At 62.4% G+C, this 17,369-nt stretch carries 9 protein-coding genes; 5 read left to right on the forward strand and 4 right to left on the reverse strand.

What is annotated here, in order from left to right:
• Positions 1 to 42 precede the first annotated feature (42 nt).
• Positions 43 to 1,419 carry an MFS transporter gene (locus H3T88_RS02960; protein ID WP_198203477.1) on the forward strand — a complete coding sequence of 459 codons (1,377 nt, stop codon included), beginning with the start codon at positions 43 to 45 and terminating at the stop codon, positions 1,417 to 1,419.
• Between the two features lie 78 nt (positions 1,420 to 1,497).
• Positions 1,498 to 3,735, forward strand: a complete 2,238-nt coding sequence (locus H3T88_RS02965) for an exo-alpha-(1->6)-L-arabinopyranosidase (RefSeq protein WP_198203478.1) — start codon at positions 1,498 to 1,500, stop codon at positions 3,733 to 3,735.
• 18 nt (positions 3,736 to 3,753) lie between these two features.
• Here H3T88_RS02965 and H3T88_RS02970 read toward each other — a convergent pair whose 3' ends face one another.
• Positions 3,754 to 6,012 carry a hypothetical protein gene (locus H3T88_RS02970; protein ID WP_198203479.1) on the reverse strand — a complete coding sequence of 753 codons (2,259 nt, stop codon included), beginning with the start codon at positions 6,010 to 6,012 and terminating at the stop codon, positions 3,754 to 3,756.
• 53 nt (positions 6,013 to 6,065) lie between these two features.
• On the opposite strand from H3T88_RS02970, the gene H3T88_RS02975 reads away from it, so the two are divergent.
• The 3 genes from H3T88_RS02975 to H3T88_RS02985 all read left to right on the forward strand — a co-directional run bounded on the left by H3T88_RS02975 (position 6,066) and on the right by H3T88_RS02985 (position 13,344).
• On the forward strand, positions 6,066 to 9,497 hold the full coding sequence (locus H3T88_RS02975; RefSeq protein ID WP_232347067.1) for a tetratricopeptide repeat protein: 3,432 nt from the start codon (positions 6,066 to 6,068) through the stop codon (positions 9,495 to 9,497).
• The gene (gene ligA, locus H3T88_RS02980; RefSeq protein WP_198203480.1) at positions 9,490 to 12,078 is read left to right on the forward strand and encodes an NAD-dependent DNA ligase LigA; all 2,589 of its coding nucleotides are present in this window, start codon (positions 9,490 to 9,492) and stop codon (positions 12,076 to 12,078) included. Before H3T88_RS02975 ends, ligA begins: the two co-directional genes overlap by 8 nt.
• 69 nt (positions 12,079 to 12,147) lie before the next feature.
• Positions 12,148 to 13,344: an Mrp/NBP35 family ATP-binding protein gene (locus tag H3T88_RS02985; RefSeq protein ID WP_198203481.1), complete on the forward strand. Its 1,197-nt coding sequence runs from the start codon at positions 12,148 to 12,150 to the stop codon at positions 13,342 to 13,344.
• Between the two features lie 131 nt (positions 13,345 to 13,475).
• On the opposite strand, the gene H3T88_RS02990 is transcribed toward H3T88_RS02985, so the two are convergent.
• The 3 genes from H3T88_RS02990 to H3T88_RS03000 all read right to left on the reverse strand — a co-directional run bounded on the left by H3T88_RS02990 (position 13,476) and on the right by H3T88_RS03000 (position 17,341).
• Complete coding sequence (locus H3T88_RS02990) at positions 13,476 to 14,822, reverse strand: MFS transporter (protein WP_198203482.1); 1,347 nt, start codon at positions 14,820 to 14,822, stop codon at positions 13,476 to 13,478.
• Between the two features lie 201 nt (positions 14,823 to 15,023).
• Positions 15,024 to 16,460 carry a type I glutamate--ammonia ligase gene (gene glnA / locus H3T88_RS02995; protein WP_198203483.1) on the reverse strand — a complete coding sequence of 479 codons (1,437 nt, stop codon included), beginning with the start codon at positions 16,458 to 16,460 and terminating at the stop codon, positions 15,024 to 15,026.
• Positions 16,461 to 16,606: 146 nt separating this feature from the next.
• Positions 16,607 to 17,341, reverse strand: a complete 735-nt coding sequence (locus H3T88_RS03000; protein WP_015022079.1) for a DUF4191 domain-containing protein — start codon at positions 17,339 to 17,341, stop codon at positions 16,607 to 16,609.
• Positions 17,342 to 17,369: the final 28 nt, after the last annotated feature.

Here is a 17,369-nt window from a genome sequence, read left to right on the forward strand (position 1 = left end):
TGAGCCACTGATTGCAAGGTTGCACACGAAGGAGCATTGATGATGGGGAACGGAAATAATGATCGAAGGGGAGACCTGGCTGAGGGGGTCGGTGATCGAGTAGGGGAGGGCATCAAAGCCATGGCCTCTGCGGACGAGGCCGGAGGCGCTGTCGCAGGCCAGGGCATGGATGCGAGCCTGGCTCCTGATACCGGCAGAAGGCTCAACAGCAAGGAGAAGGTCCGTTTCGCCATCGGGTTCGCCATGGTATCCCTGCTCTGGGCAGCGCCCTTTTCCATGGGGTCAGGGGTTCTTCTGCCTCAGATCTTCAATACCCTGCACGGGGTCAGCGCCGAAGCGGCTCTGGGGACGATGAATTCGATCGGCTGCGTATTCGCCCTTGTGGCCAATATTGTTTTCGGCGCTCTCTCGGATATGTCCAGGTTCCGAGTCGGCAAGCGCACCCCTTGGATCGTGCTGGGCGGCATTATCGGCGCCCTGGGATTCCTGATGGTCATCCAGTCCCACACGCTGGTCATGATCATCTTTGGCTGGTGCATTGTCCAGGTGGGCATCAACTGCCTGATAGCCCCGGCGGTGGCGGTCCTCTCCGACAGGATCCCTGAGTCAACCAGGGGGACCTATTCGGCACTGTATGGAGCCAGCCAGGTAGTCGGTCAGCAGCTGGGGACAGTTATTGGAAGCTCGTTTCTGACCAACATTCGCACCGGCCTGGTAGTCGGCATGATCATCTTCCTCTTTTCGGGCATCCTCACCGTGCTGATCTGGCCCCGGGAGAAGTCGGCAGCCAACACAGTCGTGGAGCGCACCTGGGCTGATGTCGGCCGGTCCTTCATACCGCCCACCAAGAACAGCCGGGACTTCTACATGGCGCTTCTGGGCAGGTTCACTTTCATCGTCGGCTGTTACATGATCCAGGGCTACCAGCTCTACATTCTGCAGAAGTACTGCCATTTGAGTGATGACCAGGCTGCATCCACACTCAAGGTCATGGCTCTGCTCTCGGTAATCACCACCATCCTGGCCGCTGTGGTCTCAGGCCCTCTCTCGGACTTCCTGCAGAAGCGGAAAGTGATCGTGGCCATCAGCTGTCTGATCATTGCTCTCGGGATGGTTTTCCCCTTCCTGATGCCGACCGCAACCGGCATGTACATTTATGCCGCCTTGGCCGGAATCGGCAACGGCTGCTACATGTCAGTGGATCAGGCGTTGAATGTCGATGTGCTGCCGAATGCCAAGGAGGCCGGTAAGGATCTGGGCATCCTCAACCTGGCCAATACGATCGGCCAGGTGATCGCCCCCGGGTGCACGACTTTGGTCATTGGCCTCTTCGGCGGCTACAGGATGATCTTCCCGGTCGCCATCGCCTGCCTGCTGGTGGGAACTGTCTTCATCATGATGATCCGCAAGGTCAAGTGAGGCTGAAAACCTGTAATCTGGACCTGTGCTGAGCCGCGGACCGGCTAATCGAACCCGAAAACTCGAAAGGAAAAAGACATGACAGAACGAACGCATACCAAAGCCAAGGATCTGGACCTGCAAGAGGAGGCCTCGCTGACCTCGGGGTCCGACTCCTGGCACCTGCAGGGGCTGCCCGACAAGGGCTATGAAGGTTATATGATCACTGACGGCCCCTACGGTCTGCGCAAGGCCACCGGCTCCGACGTCTACGGATCGGTTCCGGCCACTTGCTTCCCTCCGACCGCCGGATTGGCCTCCTCCTGGAATCCTGATCTGACCTACCAAGTGGGCCAGGCCATGGGCGAGGAGTGCGTCCAGGAGAAGGTGGCTGTAATCCTGGGACCAGGCATCAACATCAAGCGCAGCCCGCTGGGGGGGCGCAACTTCGAGTTTTACTCGGAGGATCCTGTGCTGGCCGGGCATGAAGCCGCAGGTCTGGTCGATGGGGTCCAATCCAAGGGGGTGGGGACATCTCTGAAGCATTTTGCGGCCAACAACCAGGAGACCGACCGACTCAGGGTCAGCTCTGACGTGGACGCGCGCACCCTGCGCGAGATCTACCTGCCGGCCTTTGAATATGTGGTTCGGAATGCCAAACCCTGGACCATCATGTGTGCCTACAACAAGGTCAATGGGGTCTTCAGCTCGGAGAACCGCTGGCTGCTGACGGACGTTCTGCGCGGCGAGTGGGGTTACCAGGGCATGGTCATGTCCGACTGGGGGGCCGTCCACAACAGGGTCAACGCCCTGCAGGCCGGGCTCAACCTGGAGATGCCGCCCTCCCGCACCGATGACCAGGTGGTCCAGGCCGTGAAGGCTGGCCAGCTGGACAAGGAGCAGCTGGACCGGATGGCCCAGGGGATTCTGGATCTGGTCGACAAGGCCCGTCCGGCCATGTCCCAGCAGGGATACCGTTACGACGTCCAGGAGCACAACAACGTGGCCCGTCGCGCGGCCCAGGAGTCCATCGTCCTCTTGCGCAACGAGGATCGGATTCTTCCTCTTGACCCGCAAAAGAAGGTCGCCGTCATCGGCGAGTTCGCCAGGACCCCACGCTATCAGGGTGGAGGCTCCTCGCATATCACGCCGACCGAGGTCTCCTCAGCGCTGGATGGCTTCAAGGAGGCCGGCATGAATGTGGACTTCGCGCCCGGGTTCACGTTGGATGAGAAGGAGCAGGATCCCGCCCTGACCCGGCAAGCGCTTGAAGTTGCGCGCGGAGCCGACACCGTGGTGCTCTTCCTGGGGTTGCCTGAATACGCCGAATCCGAAGGCTTTGACCGTACCAGCATGGACCTTCCTGAAAAGCAGGTGGCTCTGCTCAAGGCTGTCTCCGAGGTCAACGACCGGGTGGTCGCCGTCCTCTCCAATGGAGCAGTGGTGACGGTTGCCGACTGGATGGACAAGACCAAGGGTCTGCTGGAGACCTGGCTGCTGGGCCAGGAGGGTGGTCGCGCCGTGGTGGATGTGCTGACCGGTGCCGCCACTCCCTCGGGCCACCTGCCTGAAACCATCCCGGTCCGGCTGGAGGACAACCCCACCATCACCTCCTTCCCCGGCGAGGAGGGTCATTCACGCTATGGCGAGGGCGTCTATGTGGGCTACCGCTACTATGACACCTTCCAGCGTCCCGTGGCCTTCCCCTTCGGCTTCGGTCTGTCCTATGCCGACTTCGCCCTGGATCAGGTTGCAGTGACCAAGACCGGAGCCAACTCGGCTCGGGTGGAGGTGACCGTGACCAATACTTCGCAGGTGGATGGTGCACAGACCGTGCAGGTCTACGTGGCCCCCTGCGCCAGCCGGGTGAATCGGCCCAGCCATGAGCTCAAGGCCTTCACCAAGGTCTTCCTGAAGGCCGGACAGTCCAGCAGGGTGAGCATGGACCTGACCGAGCGCGACTTCGCCTACTGGTCGACGGCCATGGATGCCTGGCATGTTGAGGCGGGCACCTACCGCATCCAGGTGGGTACCTCAAGCCGAGATCTGGTTGCGGAAGAGGACCTGCAGGTGGATGGCGACGGCAGGTTCATTCCGCTGAATGCCGAATCGACCATGGCCGAGTGGCGCGAGAATTCGATTGGCGGGCCTATCATGCGCGATCGTATCGATCAGGATGGCATACCGCTGCCGGACGATCCCAATACTGCTCAGCTCTTCGACACCATGCCCCTGGCATCGGTCATCACCTTGTCAGGCGGCGATGGCAATGGCATCGTGGCTGACATGGTCGACCGGTATCACCAAGCCCTCAAGCAGCAGGGCCTCGACTCCTGACATCGCTGTCGGCCGGGCTCAGGGTGCTAGGAACCAGACGGCTACGTTCATGGCCTGACTGGAGTCGAAGTGCTCCAGTAGGACCATGGCGTTGATGAAGGTCAAGACCAACCCAGTCAGACAGGCGAGTGTTAGCAGGCTCATGACGGCTGTTCCCACTCCGGAGCGGGAACAGCCGTCTTCATATGTTGAGGATGCGGCGGCCATGACCACAACAGCTGCCAGGCAGATCAGCCAGGCGAAGTCAATGCTGTAGCGCACTGAGAACCCCCCTATATAGGAGTCTGCAGCCATGACCAGGGTCGCCAGGGCAGGGGCCAGAATCAGGCCGGGGATCCAGCCCCGACGCTGCAGCTCTTCTCGTACCCGGGGTAGAGCAAGAAGGGCAAGGGCCGGTATAAGTACCGGGGTGGTGACCAGCAGCCCGCCCAGACCGGGTTCGGTGAAGTGCCAGACCCGCATGGGAGCAGGGGAGAATTGCAGGTAGGGGAAGACCGGCAGGGTGGTCAACGGCTGCAGAAGGTAGTAGCCAAAGATCTGAAGCAGGCCCGCGGTGCCGGGATGATAGTTGGTCAGATCCAGGACGGTCATCTGATACCGGTTGCCGAAGTCCAGCAGAGATCCGAAGCGCCAACGGTTGTACCAGAGCAGGGGAGCGGCGATCAGGAGAACCGGCAACAGGCCACAGACCAGCAGGGACAGCGCCCGCCTTCGAGACAGTCCGGCAGTATGGCGCCCACGTCTGAACAGGGCGTTGATGACAGCCCTTATTTCCTCGGCAAACAGGGGCAACGCCAGTAGGCCGGCTGCCAGGAAGGTTGGTCGGCAGCCCAGGGTGGCAGCCACTGACAGCGATCCCAGGAAGAGCCGGGGTCTGGACAGTTGCCAGGGTCGGTCCCCGTCCTCTACGGTCCACATTCGTGTTGAACGACGACCCGAATGCCCACCGGTGCCCGCAGATTGTCGATGGACCCGCCTGGCTCCCATCCAGAGCCAGAGTCCGGTCATGACCGCCAGCAAGGAGGCATCGAAGGGAATCGTATAGAAGTTGCGACGGCACCAGAGGTAGGCCATGCCGGATCCTCCCAGCATGGTCATGAGGGCCATACCGACCACGGCCAGGTTGACCCGGGGGAACCATCGGTTCAGCAGGCGGATGGTTGCCAGGGCGGTCATGATGGTGGCCATCGCGACGAGCAGGGCTGCGGCCGAACTGGTGGGCAGGGCATAGCCACCCGGATGCACCAGGCTGGTTATCACTCTATAGGGCAGGAAGAGCAGCAGCACGGGAAGTGCTCCGAAGTAGGAGTACCAGTGGCCGTCCCGGTAGACGTAGTCCCAATATATGGGTTGCTGATCCTGGGCCAGCAGCGCGTTGCGGGTGGCTATGTCAAAAGGATTTGCTGCCTTGGCCAGACCAGGCGCCTGGCCAAGATCCAGCCAAGGGCGTCCATGCAGCAGGGCCTGGGCCACATGATCGTACTGGTTAAAGTCGTAGACGTAGGCATTCGGCTGGTGGTAGGCCATGGGAGTGAAGGTGGACAGATCATGTTGGATGTTCCAGCAGGACCAGGCTGCCAGGGGAGCCAGAATCAGAGCCAGGACCAGGCGCTGGCTCACCGAGCCCGTATCCAGCCGAGTCCGCCAGAGAACCGAGCCTGGCAGGTAGCCCAGGATCAGTGCCGCCAGAAAGACCAGCACAAGTATCCGCGCCGGATTGAAGTCTAAGGGGACCACCTTGGCAGGGGTCATCCCGGTCAGCTCCAGCCGAGATCCGATGGGTTCCTGTATCCATAGGCGCATGGCCTGGATCCGGCCTTGATGGGAATTGCCTCTGATGCGCAGATAGTGGCTGCGGGTCAGACCAGGGCAGATCAACCCTCGTGTGCCCTGGGTCCAACCCTTGTCGCCGGCCAGGCGCAGGTCCAGACGTACATGAATCTGCGACAGGGATTCCTCGACGTCTTCCGTCAGGTGGGCCTGAACGAAGGTTGTCTGTCCGTCGGCGACTGGGACATCCATCCAGGCGCCGGCCGGATCAATGACCTTTAGTCCCCCACCCGGCAACGTGGACAGTCCTGGTCCCAGCTGGCCCGACCGGGACTCAGTATTGCCTGTGGTTCTTGTTGGAGGGTTCGAGGAGGAGCTGGCCAATGACTGCCAATGGGCCAGATTGAATACCCCCAGTTCGAGGACGAGTATAACGACAAGTGTCACCAGCAGGCGAATAGTCGTACCCCTGGTCGGGGTGGGGCGTCGCAGGGCTGGCAGAGTCATCACTGTTTTATTCTAACGGCGACATGTCGGGCTGGATTGGGACAATCGAAAGTATGTCCAAGAACGCGAAGAAGTCCCGGGGGATCGGGGATTTGTCAGGCCTGGGCCGTTCCATTCTTTCCGCACTGGAGGGATTGGTAGGCTCCTCTCGGCCGACCACGGGGGATCGCGGGGATCATCCCCTGGATTCTTCGGTGGCCGACATGGTCAATCTGATCAACAGGACGGGACGCCATCCAGATGATCGTCAGATGCGCGAATTTCTGGCCTCCCACAGCCGTATCCTGGGTATCGCGGTCAAGCGTCGGCTTTTTCCTCGTCTGCAGGGCGTGCCCGAGGGGTTGAAGTTGGGCTGGGTCCAGTGGCCTGATGCGCCCGGCCGCGGCTTCGCGCTGGGGATTTTCACCGATCGTCGTCACTTTGCTCAGATTGCTCTGGCCGACGACCATGGCCGGGTCTTCATCGGCGAGCAGAGCCGGATGGACCTGCAGAACATGGAGCCTGCCTTCTTGCTGGGCAGGGAGGAGGAGGTGACCCTGGCCGATGGTCGTCGGCTGGGCCGCGATCCGGATCAGGATTCGGGTCCGGTTCGTGCCCTGCAGGGTGTCGTAGCAGGCCGTGACGAGGCCGGCCACATGCGTTGGCTGGCCTCCTGGCTGCGAGCCGATGGCCGCTATTCACTTGAGCAGCTGCGTCCATTGCTGCCTCCGGAGATGCGCCTGGATCTGGAGTACCGGGATGCTGTGGCCATTGCTTTCTTCGCTGCATACCTGCTGCCGCGCATCCAGGGAACCTTCACCGGGTTCGGCTCGGGCAACATCTTCTACAGGCTCAACAGGGAGGCGCCCATGGGAGCCATCCGACGCAGCGTTGGTGACATGATTCAGGCACGCTCCCACGGACAGCGGGTCTCCGGTCTGGAGGATCTGTTCGCCGACCTGATGCGCGAGGCTGGGGCCCTATCGCCCGTCTCAGGCCTTGAGGCCGTTCATGGGGCAGAGCCCTTGCATCTGTATGCTTCCTCTTATTCCGGCGCCTACTTCCTGAGCTGGGACAATGGACTGGAGTTCACCGCCGCCCTTACGGCCCTGCGCATCGAGGGCAATCTCAACAGGTTTGCCGCCGTCAGCGCCTGGCTGGAGCGCAATACCCGCCTGGGAACGCTGCCCACCGAGGACTCGATCAACCGCGTCCAGGCAACCCGGCTGGATCAGGCGCTTTTGGATGATCCCGCCATTGTCGCCTTGCTGCGCCCGGGGGACTATCCGGTTCGCTTCGACCCCCTGGAGGACGACGGGCTGACCGCTATCAATGCCATGGTCAACAAGGCTGCGGCGACCGCCGTCATGGTGCGTCAACAGGCTCCCCAGGCGTTGCCGGTGCGAGCGGACGGCCAAGGTCAGGAGCCGGTGCGATCCGAGTGGGTCTACCGGCAGACGCTGTCCATGCTGATGCGATCCCTTCGGCTGCCCTTCCGTTTCGACGTGGAATTCAGATCCAACCTTGCCCAGGGGCAGGTGGCCCTGGCTTTCACTGCTGCTGGGCGCACCATGATGCCCTCCAGCCGCTATGAGGACCAGTCCCGTGCCTGGCGGGACCTGGACGAGGGCGAGCGGTCCGCCATGAGCGCTGACTACAACCTGCGCGTCGGGCTGATGATGGCCGCCCTGGCCTTTGGGGTGGATCCGTCCGTGCGCGAGGTCAGCCTGCAGATCGACTCCATCGGTCTGGAAGAGGCTGTCGACCAGCAGAACTCGGCTATCAGGACCATGATGGGACAGGCCCTTGAGGCCTTTGAGCGCATGCGTTCAGGCGAGGTGGCCCCCACCGGGTCCAAGGCTGATCCCAAGGATGGCGACGTGCACGGTGATCCCACCAAGCCCATTGCCTCCCGGATGGCTCCGGAGCAGCAAGAGGGGAACGAGGAGGACAAGGCCGAAGATCAGGGTGAAAAGGAATCCGTGGACCGTGAGTTCAAGGATCTCATGCAGGGCGTGGACCTTGACTCTGCTGCTTTTGCGCCGCCGTCGTCAGCCAATGAATCCGACGCGGGTGAGTCGACTGCTGATTATGCATCGAAGAAGGATGTCTCGAATGATGATGCCTCTGCAGACAAGACTGACGACGACGCATCGCAGAATCCGCTCAGCGCCCTGCAAAGTAATCCGACCATCCGCACCCTGGTCTCGGTGGTCTTCAGCAGGGAACTCTTCCTCTCGCGCATCCGTTCACAGGGTCTGAAGGATCCACGTGCCATCTACCGCTTCTTCGACGCGGCCATGCAAGTGGATCCCCAGGGCGGACTCAAACCTACCGAGGCCGAGTTCGACATGCGCGATGACCGCTTCAGCCCCCATGGCAGTCAGGAGGAACCCGAGTTCTCCGAGGTGGCATTTGCTGACAAGTCTGCCAAGGCCCTGGGCGCACATAAGGCCGTGGATCTGTCCATCCAGCGTGCCGACCTGTTACAGAGGGCTGTAGGCGGTTTCCACCAGCTGGCCTCGGACCGGACCATGACATCAGCGGCCAAGGCCCAAGCGGCCACAGGCATCATCCAGAGCATTGGCGACCCGGAGCTGGAACAGCTGGCCCCCCAGGTTGCAAGCGCCATGATCGATGGCACCCCTGTTCCAGACTTTGACTTCTCACTGTCCTCCCAGCTGGACAAAGAGCGCGTTAAAGCCCGAGATCTGCTCTTCTCCGGTGGGGCAGCCCAGGGCATACAGGTTGAACAGGACGCTATCGCTCATCTGGATGCCGTCTTTGCGGCCGAAGGCCAGGTACCCCGCTACTTCAACTCCTATGCCGAGCGGGTGGTCTACAACCGCCTCTTCGCCACACCGGGAGAGCGGACCCTGCTCATTCCTGACAACCTCTTCTATGCCCACTTGGAGATAGCTGACCTGCTGGCCCAGATCAAGGAGGACCAGGCGGCCCTCAAGCATCTGAACGCCATGGTGGCCTATGCGCCCGCCTATCCGCTTTCCCACCTGAAGCTGGCGGTCATGCTGGCCAACCGGGAGGACTGGGATTCGGCACGGGCCGCCACGCTCAATGCTCTGAGGGTGGCCCTGGACCGGGACGATGCCTCTTTCGCCTACTATCGCCTGGCCTATGCCTCATGGATGCGCGACGAGTTTGACGTGGCTGCAGCGGCCTACCTGATGAGCGAGCACATCAGTCCCGACCGGATACCAGCCCTCAAGAGTGAGCTGGCCGAGCTGCGGGCCAGGGCCCGCTCCCAGTGCGTGGTTCTGCCTGAAGACCACAGGCAGGCCCGACGGGTGCTGGCAGAACACGGCCTACCGGTCTGGCCCCACACCGAAGTGGCTTCGATAGTGCGACAGGCAGCGCGCATCTGTGTGGACGGCGGTCTCTTCGTCCCGGCCCGAACACTGTCAATGGCGGCCGCAAGGATGAACGACGACGATAATGAAGGTGTTGATGTGGTACAGGCACAGTTCATGAGGTCGCTCAATGCATGACAGAACAGCTCAGAAAGATGCTCAGCAAACCCGTGATGAGGGCGGGAATGCCGAGTCCAGGCCCAGGCCGGGCACTGACCGATGGATAGCCTCCCTGCAGCCCGACGATGCTGATGCCATGCGACTGGGGGAGCTGGACCTTGATTCTCTGGGAGCCCAACAGGCCCAGCGTCTCTGGTCCATGCTGGCCGCCTGGGTGGAGTCCGACCAGGTCGCCTACTACATAGACGATGCGCCGGTCTCCTCCGACGCGGCCTATGACGCCAGAATGCGCTGCCTGCAGGAGCTGGAGTCCCACTTTCCCAGTCTGGATACCCCCCAGTCGCCGACGCACCGGGTCGGGGGGACCTTCTCCAACGACTTCGCCTCAGTCCGTCACCCCTCTCAGATGCTCAGCCTGGATGACGTCTTCAGTGTCGCCGAGCTGCGCCAGTGGTATGACGGGCTTCGCAACGAGCTCGACTGGCCGCAGGGCAAGGCCCTGCCTATGACCAGCGAGGTCAAGATAGACGGCCTGGCCCTCAACCTCCTCTACCGCAACGGGGTTCTGGAACAGGGTCTGACCAGGGGGGACGGCGTCACCGGGGAGGACATCACCCTGAACGTCAGGACCATTTCGAGCATTCCGCAGAACCTGTCGGGACCGGCCCGCGACATCCCCGAGTTCGTGGAGGTCCGTGGCGAGGTCTTCATGCGGTTCGACGACTTCAACGCCCTGAACGAGCAGCAGGAGCAGGAGGGCAAGACGCCCTTTGCCAACCCTCGCAACGCCGCCGCCGGGTCCCTGAGGCAGAAGGATCCGCGCATCACGGCCAGCCGCCGTCTGAGCTTCTACGCCCATGGCCTGGGCTCCCTGAGGTGGGGCCCGGCCCATCCCAAGGGGACCCACGACGAGGTCATCGACCAGTCCCAGGCCTACGACCTCTACAAGCAGTGGGGAATTCCGGTCTCCCCCCACAACCGGGTCATCACCTCCTTCGACCAGATTCTGGACATGATCGACTATTACGGCCAGCACCGTAATGACATCGAGCACGCCCTGGACGGCATTGTCGTCAAGCTCCAGGACCGGGATCTCCAGCGCAGGCTGGGAGCCACCTCCCGTGCCCCCCGCTGGGCCGTGGCCTACAAGTACCCGCCGGAGGAGGTCAATACCAGACTTCTGGACATCACCGTCCAGGTGGGCCGGACCGGGCGGATCACCCCGGTGGCTGTTCTCACCCCGGTCACCGTGGCAGGGTCCACGGTCTCCAGGACCACCCTCCACAACGCATCCGAGGTCAAGCGCAAGGGCATTCTGATCGGGGATACGGTTGTGGTCCGCAAGGCGGGCGATGTGATCCCCGAGCTGGTCGGACCGGTTATCGAAGCCAGGAAGGGGCGTGAAAGGGATCTGAGACCCTTCGTCATGCCTGAGACCTGCCCCAGCTGCGGTGCACGGCTGGCCCCGGCCAAGGAGGGCGATGTGGACATCCGCTGCCCCAATGTGGAGTCCTGCCCAGCCCAACTGACCGAGCGGATCATCCACATGGCCTCGCGAAAGGCGCTGGACATAGAGCATCTGGGGGAGCAGAGCGCCATAGCACTGACCAACCCCGATGAGAACCGGCCCGATTCCGTGGAGGTCTACGCTCCCGGTCTGCGTGAGGTCCTGGTCGACCAGGGAGGCCAGGCAGCCCCCTACCAGCCGGACCCGGACCTGAAACTTCCATCTCGTCAGGAACCTGTCCTGACCAGTGAGGCGGGCCTGTTCGACTTGAAAGTGGAGGACCTGCGCCAGGTCTATGTCTGGCGTGAGGTTCCCCTGATGGAGCGGGTGGAGGTCGAAGGCCGGCAGGGGCGTGCCACAACCAAGCGTCGGACAGGCGGCAGCGGCCTCTGGTACCGTGTGCCTGCCTTCTATAACCTGCCCAAGAGCGCTCAGGCTAGCCAGGGCGAGCGGGCCATGAACAGCCATGAGACCCAGGTCCAGGAGGCTGCCCTGGGCAGTGCGGATGCCCAACCCTCCAGGAACACCCTGCAGATGCTTGAAGAGATCGACAAGGCCAAGCATGCCGACCTGTGGAGGGTCCTGGTGGCCCTGTCCATCCGGCACCTGGGACCGACATCGGCCCGGGCCATAGCCACCCGTTTCCCGTCGCTCAAGGCCGTGGAGGAGGCCAGCGTGGAGGACCTGTCCGAACTGGACGGTGTGGGCCCCGAGATCGCGCACTCCATCCACGACTGGTTCCAGGGCGCCCGCCAGCCCGACGACTGGCGTGGACGCATCCTGGATGCCTGGCAGGCAGCCGGGGTGGGCGCCCACGTCGAGCGCAGCACCAAGCCGCAGACCCTAAAGGGAATGACCGTGGTGGTCACCGGCAGTCTGGAGGACTTCTCCAGGGACTCCGCCAAGGAGGCCATCGTGGAACGCGGCGGCAAGGCCTCTGGATCCGTCAGCAAAAAGACCACCTATGTGGTGGTGGGCGCCAACCCGGGTTCCAAGGCCGACAAGGCTGAGAGCCTGGGGCTACCCATCCTGGACGAGGCGGCCTTCCACCGCCTGCTTGACACCGGCGACCCCAACCCAGCCCAAGGTTGATAGTGACATTCGCAATATCCGACCAGCCGCGCCCTAGCAGCAGATGGCTGGGCGCGATATGGTGACGGCATGGAACAAGTAGAGCATCGCAAGGAAGGGACCCGGGATCTGGAGGAGCTGCCTCGAAGAATCAAGGGGGAGGTCTATGAGCGGCTCAGTCGGGTCATCGATCCAGAACTGGGTCGATCCATCACCGATCTGGGCATGATCACCGATATCGTTGTCGAGCCAGCCAGGGATGCCCAGGCCGACTATGAGGTGACCGTTCGGGTTGAACTGACCATCAAGGGATGCCCGCTGTCGACCACCATCACCAACCAGATCAACGGGACCGTGACCTCATATCCACGAGCCCGGCTGCGCCCCCATATCGATGTCTCCTCCATGAGCCGGGAGAAGCTGGACAATCTTGTTGCCGACCTCAAGGCCGCCCGGCGCAGCAACCCTTTCTCCAAGCCTGGCGTAGGCACCCGCATCTTCGCCATCGCCTCGGGCAAGGGGGGCGTGGGCAAATCCTCGGTGACCGTCAACCTGGCGGCCACGCTGGCTGCCTTGGGCTATGACACGGCCGCCATTGATGCGGACATCTACGGATTCTCCCTGCCTGGGCTCTTCGGCGTACACAGCCGGCCCACCAACTTGCACGGCATGCTGATGCCGGTCACCGCCTGGGGGGTCAAGCTGATCTCCATCGGCATGTTCGCCGGGTCGGACCGGGCCATCCTCTGGAGGGGTCCTCGCCTGCAGCGCTCGCTGGAACAGTTCCTCTCTGATGTCTGGTGGGGCGATCCCGATGTGCTGCTGCTGGATCTGGCTCCTGGCACCGGGGACATGGCCCTGTCAGTGGCCCAGGCCCTGCCCAACAGCCGGCTGATTGTGGTCACCACCCCCCAGCCCTCGGCCTCGCAGGTGGCCGTGCGTTCAGGGCTGGTGGCCCTCCAACTGCCCACCAAGGTCCAGGGTGTGATTGAGAACATGTCCTGGTACGAGCACAATGGCGAGCGGCTGCGCATCTTCGGTCAGGGAGGTGGCCAGCGTGTGGCCGACCAGCTGACCCGGGATCTGGGGTATCAGGTACCGCTGCTGGAGCAGCTTCCCCTGCAGACCGACCTGCGCGAATCGGGGGAGTCCGGCCGGCCGGCTGTCCTCAGATCAGACGGCTCCCTGGATGATTCGCCGCTGACCAAGCGATTCGTGGACCTGGCCAAGACCCTGATGGCGGGTTCGGAGCCTGGCGATGCCCGTCGGGCCGCCGGTGAAGACTGACTCTACACGAGAACCGCAACTGAAGAGAGGACTCAGTTCGCTGGACTGGCCACTGTAGAAATGCCTTCTCGGCCATCCTTTGGATTAGCCAACTTCCAAGTTTTTAATTCAGTGCCGTGCCTTGTCCAAGACTACAAGGCGGCCGGGCTCTTTCGGCTGGTGATCTGCCGCGAGGGGATGGCCAGGAACCAGGGGACAGCCAGCACGACCAGGCCGATGGCGCACATGGCCAGGAAGGGAATGGCCTCGTGCCCGGCCAGGATGTAGGAGGCGAACATGGGTCCCACAATGTAGCCCAGGGATGCGGCTGTGTTGAGCAGGCCGAACATGCGCCCGCTGAACGATGGTCCGGCCAGCTCGGCGGCCACCACCGGCTGGGAGATGCCCATCATGACCTCGCCCAGCCCGAAGATGGTGATGCCCAGGGAGGCCACACTCAGGGCACCAGGGGTGGAATCCAGGCGCAGGCCCAGGACGATGATCACCCAGGCCGCAGCCCAGAAGACCGGCACGGTGCGCAGCAGGCGCACATGGTTGGCGTCCTTGAGCCGGGGCAGCAGCACGATGTTCATGATGACCACCGAGAAAGTGTTAACCACGTCCACCACCGACAGGGACCAGCGGGGGATGTGCGGATCGGAGATCAGGGTGGTGACCAGGCCGGCGTCGAACTGGGAGTAGCCGAACAGGTCCATGAAGAAGGTTCCCATGGTCAGCAGGGCCATTGAGGCCAGCACCCTGGTCAGGGAGCTGGTGCGTCCGCCGAAGGTGCCGTTTACGGTCATGCTTTCTGCGCCCTCTGTTTGACTGTCCTGCAGGGCATGGGTTGCCCCTGCGGATTCATGGACGACCACTCGCTCTGCCTGGGCCTTGAGCTCAGCCGTCAGCCGGCGCAGCTGCCAGTGTCGTTCGATGACCAGCAGGGACAGGCTGAGCAGGGCGAATCCCAGGGCCCTGCCGCCGAAGCCAATGCGGTAGAGGAAGTCCTGACCACCGGCGGCCAGCAGTCCGCCTACAGCCGCCCCAAGGCCGATGCCCAGGTTGAGCTCGGCCTGGTTGATACCGTAGACAATCCGATGCTGCTCCCTGGTGGAGATCTGTGTCAGGATGCTGGCCCAGGAGGTCTGCATGCCCATCCCCAGGCCCGAGACGAAGGCACCCGCGACTGCTGCCCGGTAGTCATGGGCCATGGTGAAGATCAGGGGGCCGATGACCGAGAAGATCATGGCCGTGTGCATGGCCAGCCAGGAGGAGCGACGGTCTGAGACCCAGCCGATGATGGGGTTGGAGATCAGGGACCCCACCGAGCTGATGGTCACCAGGAGGGCAGCCTCACTCATGGTGGCGCCCAGGGAATGGGTGGCGAAGAGCAGCTCGATGGGCATGACCAGGCCGATGCCGAAGTTGCACATGAGGTCCACTATGAGCATGGCTCGCAGATATACGGGCAACTCCATGAACTCACGCAGCCAGCGCATCGGTTTCCACCTCCATCGAATCTGTTTTCATGCCTCTCCTCATTCTGGCCTGACCGCCTGCCGGGATGCCGGGGCTGGCGTGTTGCCGTCAATGGGCGGATGCAGATGGTCGTGATAATACAAAAAGGCCCGACCCTTCAGCAGGAAGGATCGGGCCCTATGCGACCTGGCCGGCAAGCCGGCGTCAGTCGTTTTGCGAACTCAGATGTGGAAGTAGAGCTCGTACTCCAGGGGGGTGGGGGCCAGACGGGTCTGGTCCAGTTCACCGCGCTTCAGGTCCAGCCAGATCTGGATCAGGTCATCGGTGAAGACGTCGCCCTCGCTGAGGAAGTCGTGGTCCTCCTCCAGAGCGTTGAGGGCCTCCTCCAGGGAACCGGGGACCTGCTTGATTTGGGCGTGCTCTTCCGGAGGCAGCTCGTAGAGGTCCTTGTCGATGGGGGCCGGAGGCTCGGTGTGGTTGAGGATGCCGTCCAGTCCTGCCATCAGCTGGGCCGAGAAGGCCAGGAACGGGTTGCAGGAGGGGTCGGGGGCGCGGAACTCGATCCTCTTGGCAGCCGGCGAGGTGCCGGCCAGGGGGATGCGGATGGCCGCCGAACGGTTCCGGGCCGAGTAGACCAGGTTGACCGGGGCCTCATACCCGGGTACCAGCCGCTTGTAGGAGTTGGTGGAGGGGTTGGTGAAGGCCAGAACAGACGAGGCATGCTCGATCAGGCCGCCCACATACCAGCGGGCGATGTCGGAGAGTCCGCCGTAGCCATTCTCGTCATAGAAGAGGGGCTTGCCATCCTTCCAGAGGGACTGGTGGCAGTGCATGCCGGTTCCGTTGTCGCCGGCGATGGGCTTGGGCATGAAGGTGGCCGCCTTGCCGGCCAGAGCAGCGGTCTCGTGGACTACGTACTTGTACTTCATCAGGTCATCACCCGCATGCAGCAGGGTGTTGAAGCGATAGTTGATCTCCTGCTGGCCGGCGCCGCCCACCTCGTGATGGGAGCGCTCCAGAATCAGCCCCACCTTCTGCAGGTTGGCAACCATGTCATCGCGCAGATCCTGGTAGTGGTCAATGGGCGGTACGGGGAAGTAGCCCCTCTTGACACGATTCTTGAAGCCGATGTTGTCGGAGCCGTCCTCCTCGACATCCACGCCCGAGTTCCATGGGGCCTCGATGGAGTCGACCTCGTAGAAGGATCGCTGCATGCTGTTCTCGAAGCGGACCTTGTCGAAGATGAAGAACTCAGCCTCGGGGGCGAAGGAGGCCGTGTCGGCTATGCCGGTGGAGCGCAGGTAGGCCTCAGCCTTGGCGGCGATCTGCCGGGGGTCGCGTGAGTAGGGCTCGTCAGTCACCGGGTCCACGATGGAGAAGGCCACATTCATGGTGCGGTGGCGGCGGAAGGGATCCAGGTAGGCGGTTTCAGGGTCCGGAATCAGCTTCATATCGGACTCGTTGATGGCTTGGAATCCCTGGACGGAGGAGCCGTCGAAGGCCATGCCGTCTGTGAAGGCATCCTTGAGAAATTCGCTGGCTGGGACCGTGAAGTGCTGCTGGACGCCGATCAGATCCGTGAACCTGACCGAGACGTATTCCACGCCTTCTTGGTTGATCACAGCTTCGCAATCGGCCTTTGATTTCAGTTCTCTCACTGAACTGCTCCTTTCCTGGAAAACCATAACGGTCACTCAGTCTAGGGGACCGCTTTTTTCGGCAATGCACCGCTGAGGTTACGGGGGTGTTTCATGCGAAGGTCCCGGCGCCTCCCTCAGGGAGATGCCGGGACCTTCAAAAAACATCAGCGCCCGCGCATGGCCTTGCGGCTGACGTGTATCTTGGTCGGGTCGATGCCCTTGGGCATACCCAGGGCGCTCTGACGCTTTTGCAGGGTGACCAGCCTGTCGTTCAGGGTCTCCAGCTCGGTGGCGGTCAGTTTGACCTTCTTCTTGATCACAGTGCGCTGGAGCTTGTTGAGCGGGACCTGGTCCGGTCCGCGGCCCACGCTGATTCGGTAGATGGGGATGGCCGATCCGCGGGTGATGCGGCGGATCTTCTCCTCTTCGCGGTTCATGGCCTTGTTGACGCGGTTGTAGTCACCTTCGGCTATCAGATAGACTCCGGTACGGCCAGTGCCCCTCCAGACGGCATCCTTGGTCTTGGCATCGATCCAGACGGGTTCCTGGGGGAAGGAGAAGCCTGCCTTGGAGATGCCGCTCAGCACGGCGGCGGCAGCACCTGGACGACCCTCCATCTTGGCGTAGCCGACCTTGTCGGAGCGTCTGGTCAGGGTCATTGTGGCCAGGAGCAGGCCGAGCATGATGCCCAGAAGGACAGTCAGTATCCAGGACAGCCAGCCGAAGTGGGCCAGCAGGCAAATCACCACTGCTATCAGTGTGGGTACCAGAATTGCTGCGGTCAGCAGCCAGGGAAGGGTCTTGTCCTCTTCATAAGTGAATTGGTAGATCTTGGCGATCTGGCTGATCGTGCTGGTCTTCTTTTTTGCTTTTTTGCCCTTGGTGTCCTCTGTAGCCATGCCATCCTCACTTGGAAACGTTCACTGG

This window comes from Bifidobacterium sp. W8110, assembly GCF_016101375.1.
GTDB lineage: Bacteria > Actinomycetota > Actinomycetes > Actinomycetales > Bifidobacteriaceae > Bombiscardovia > Bombiscardovia asteroides.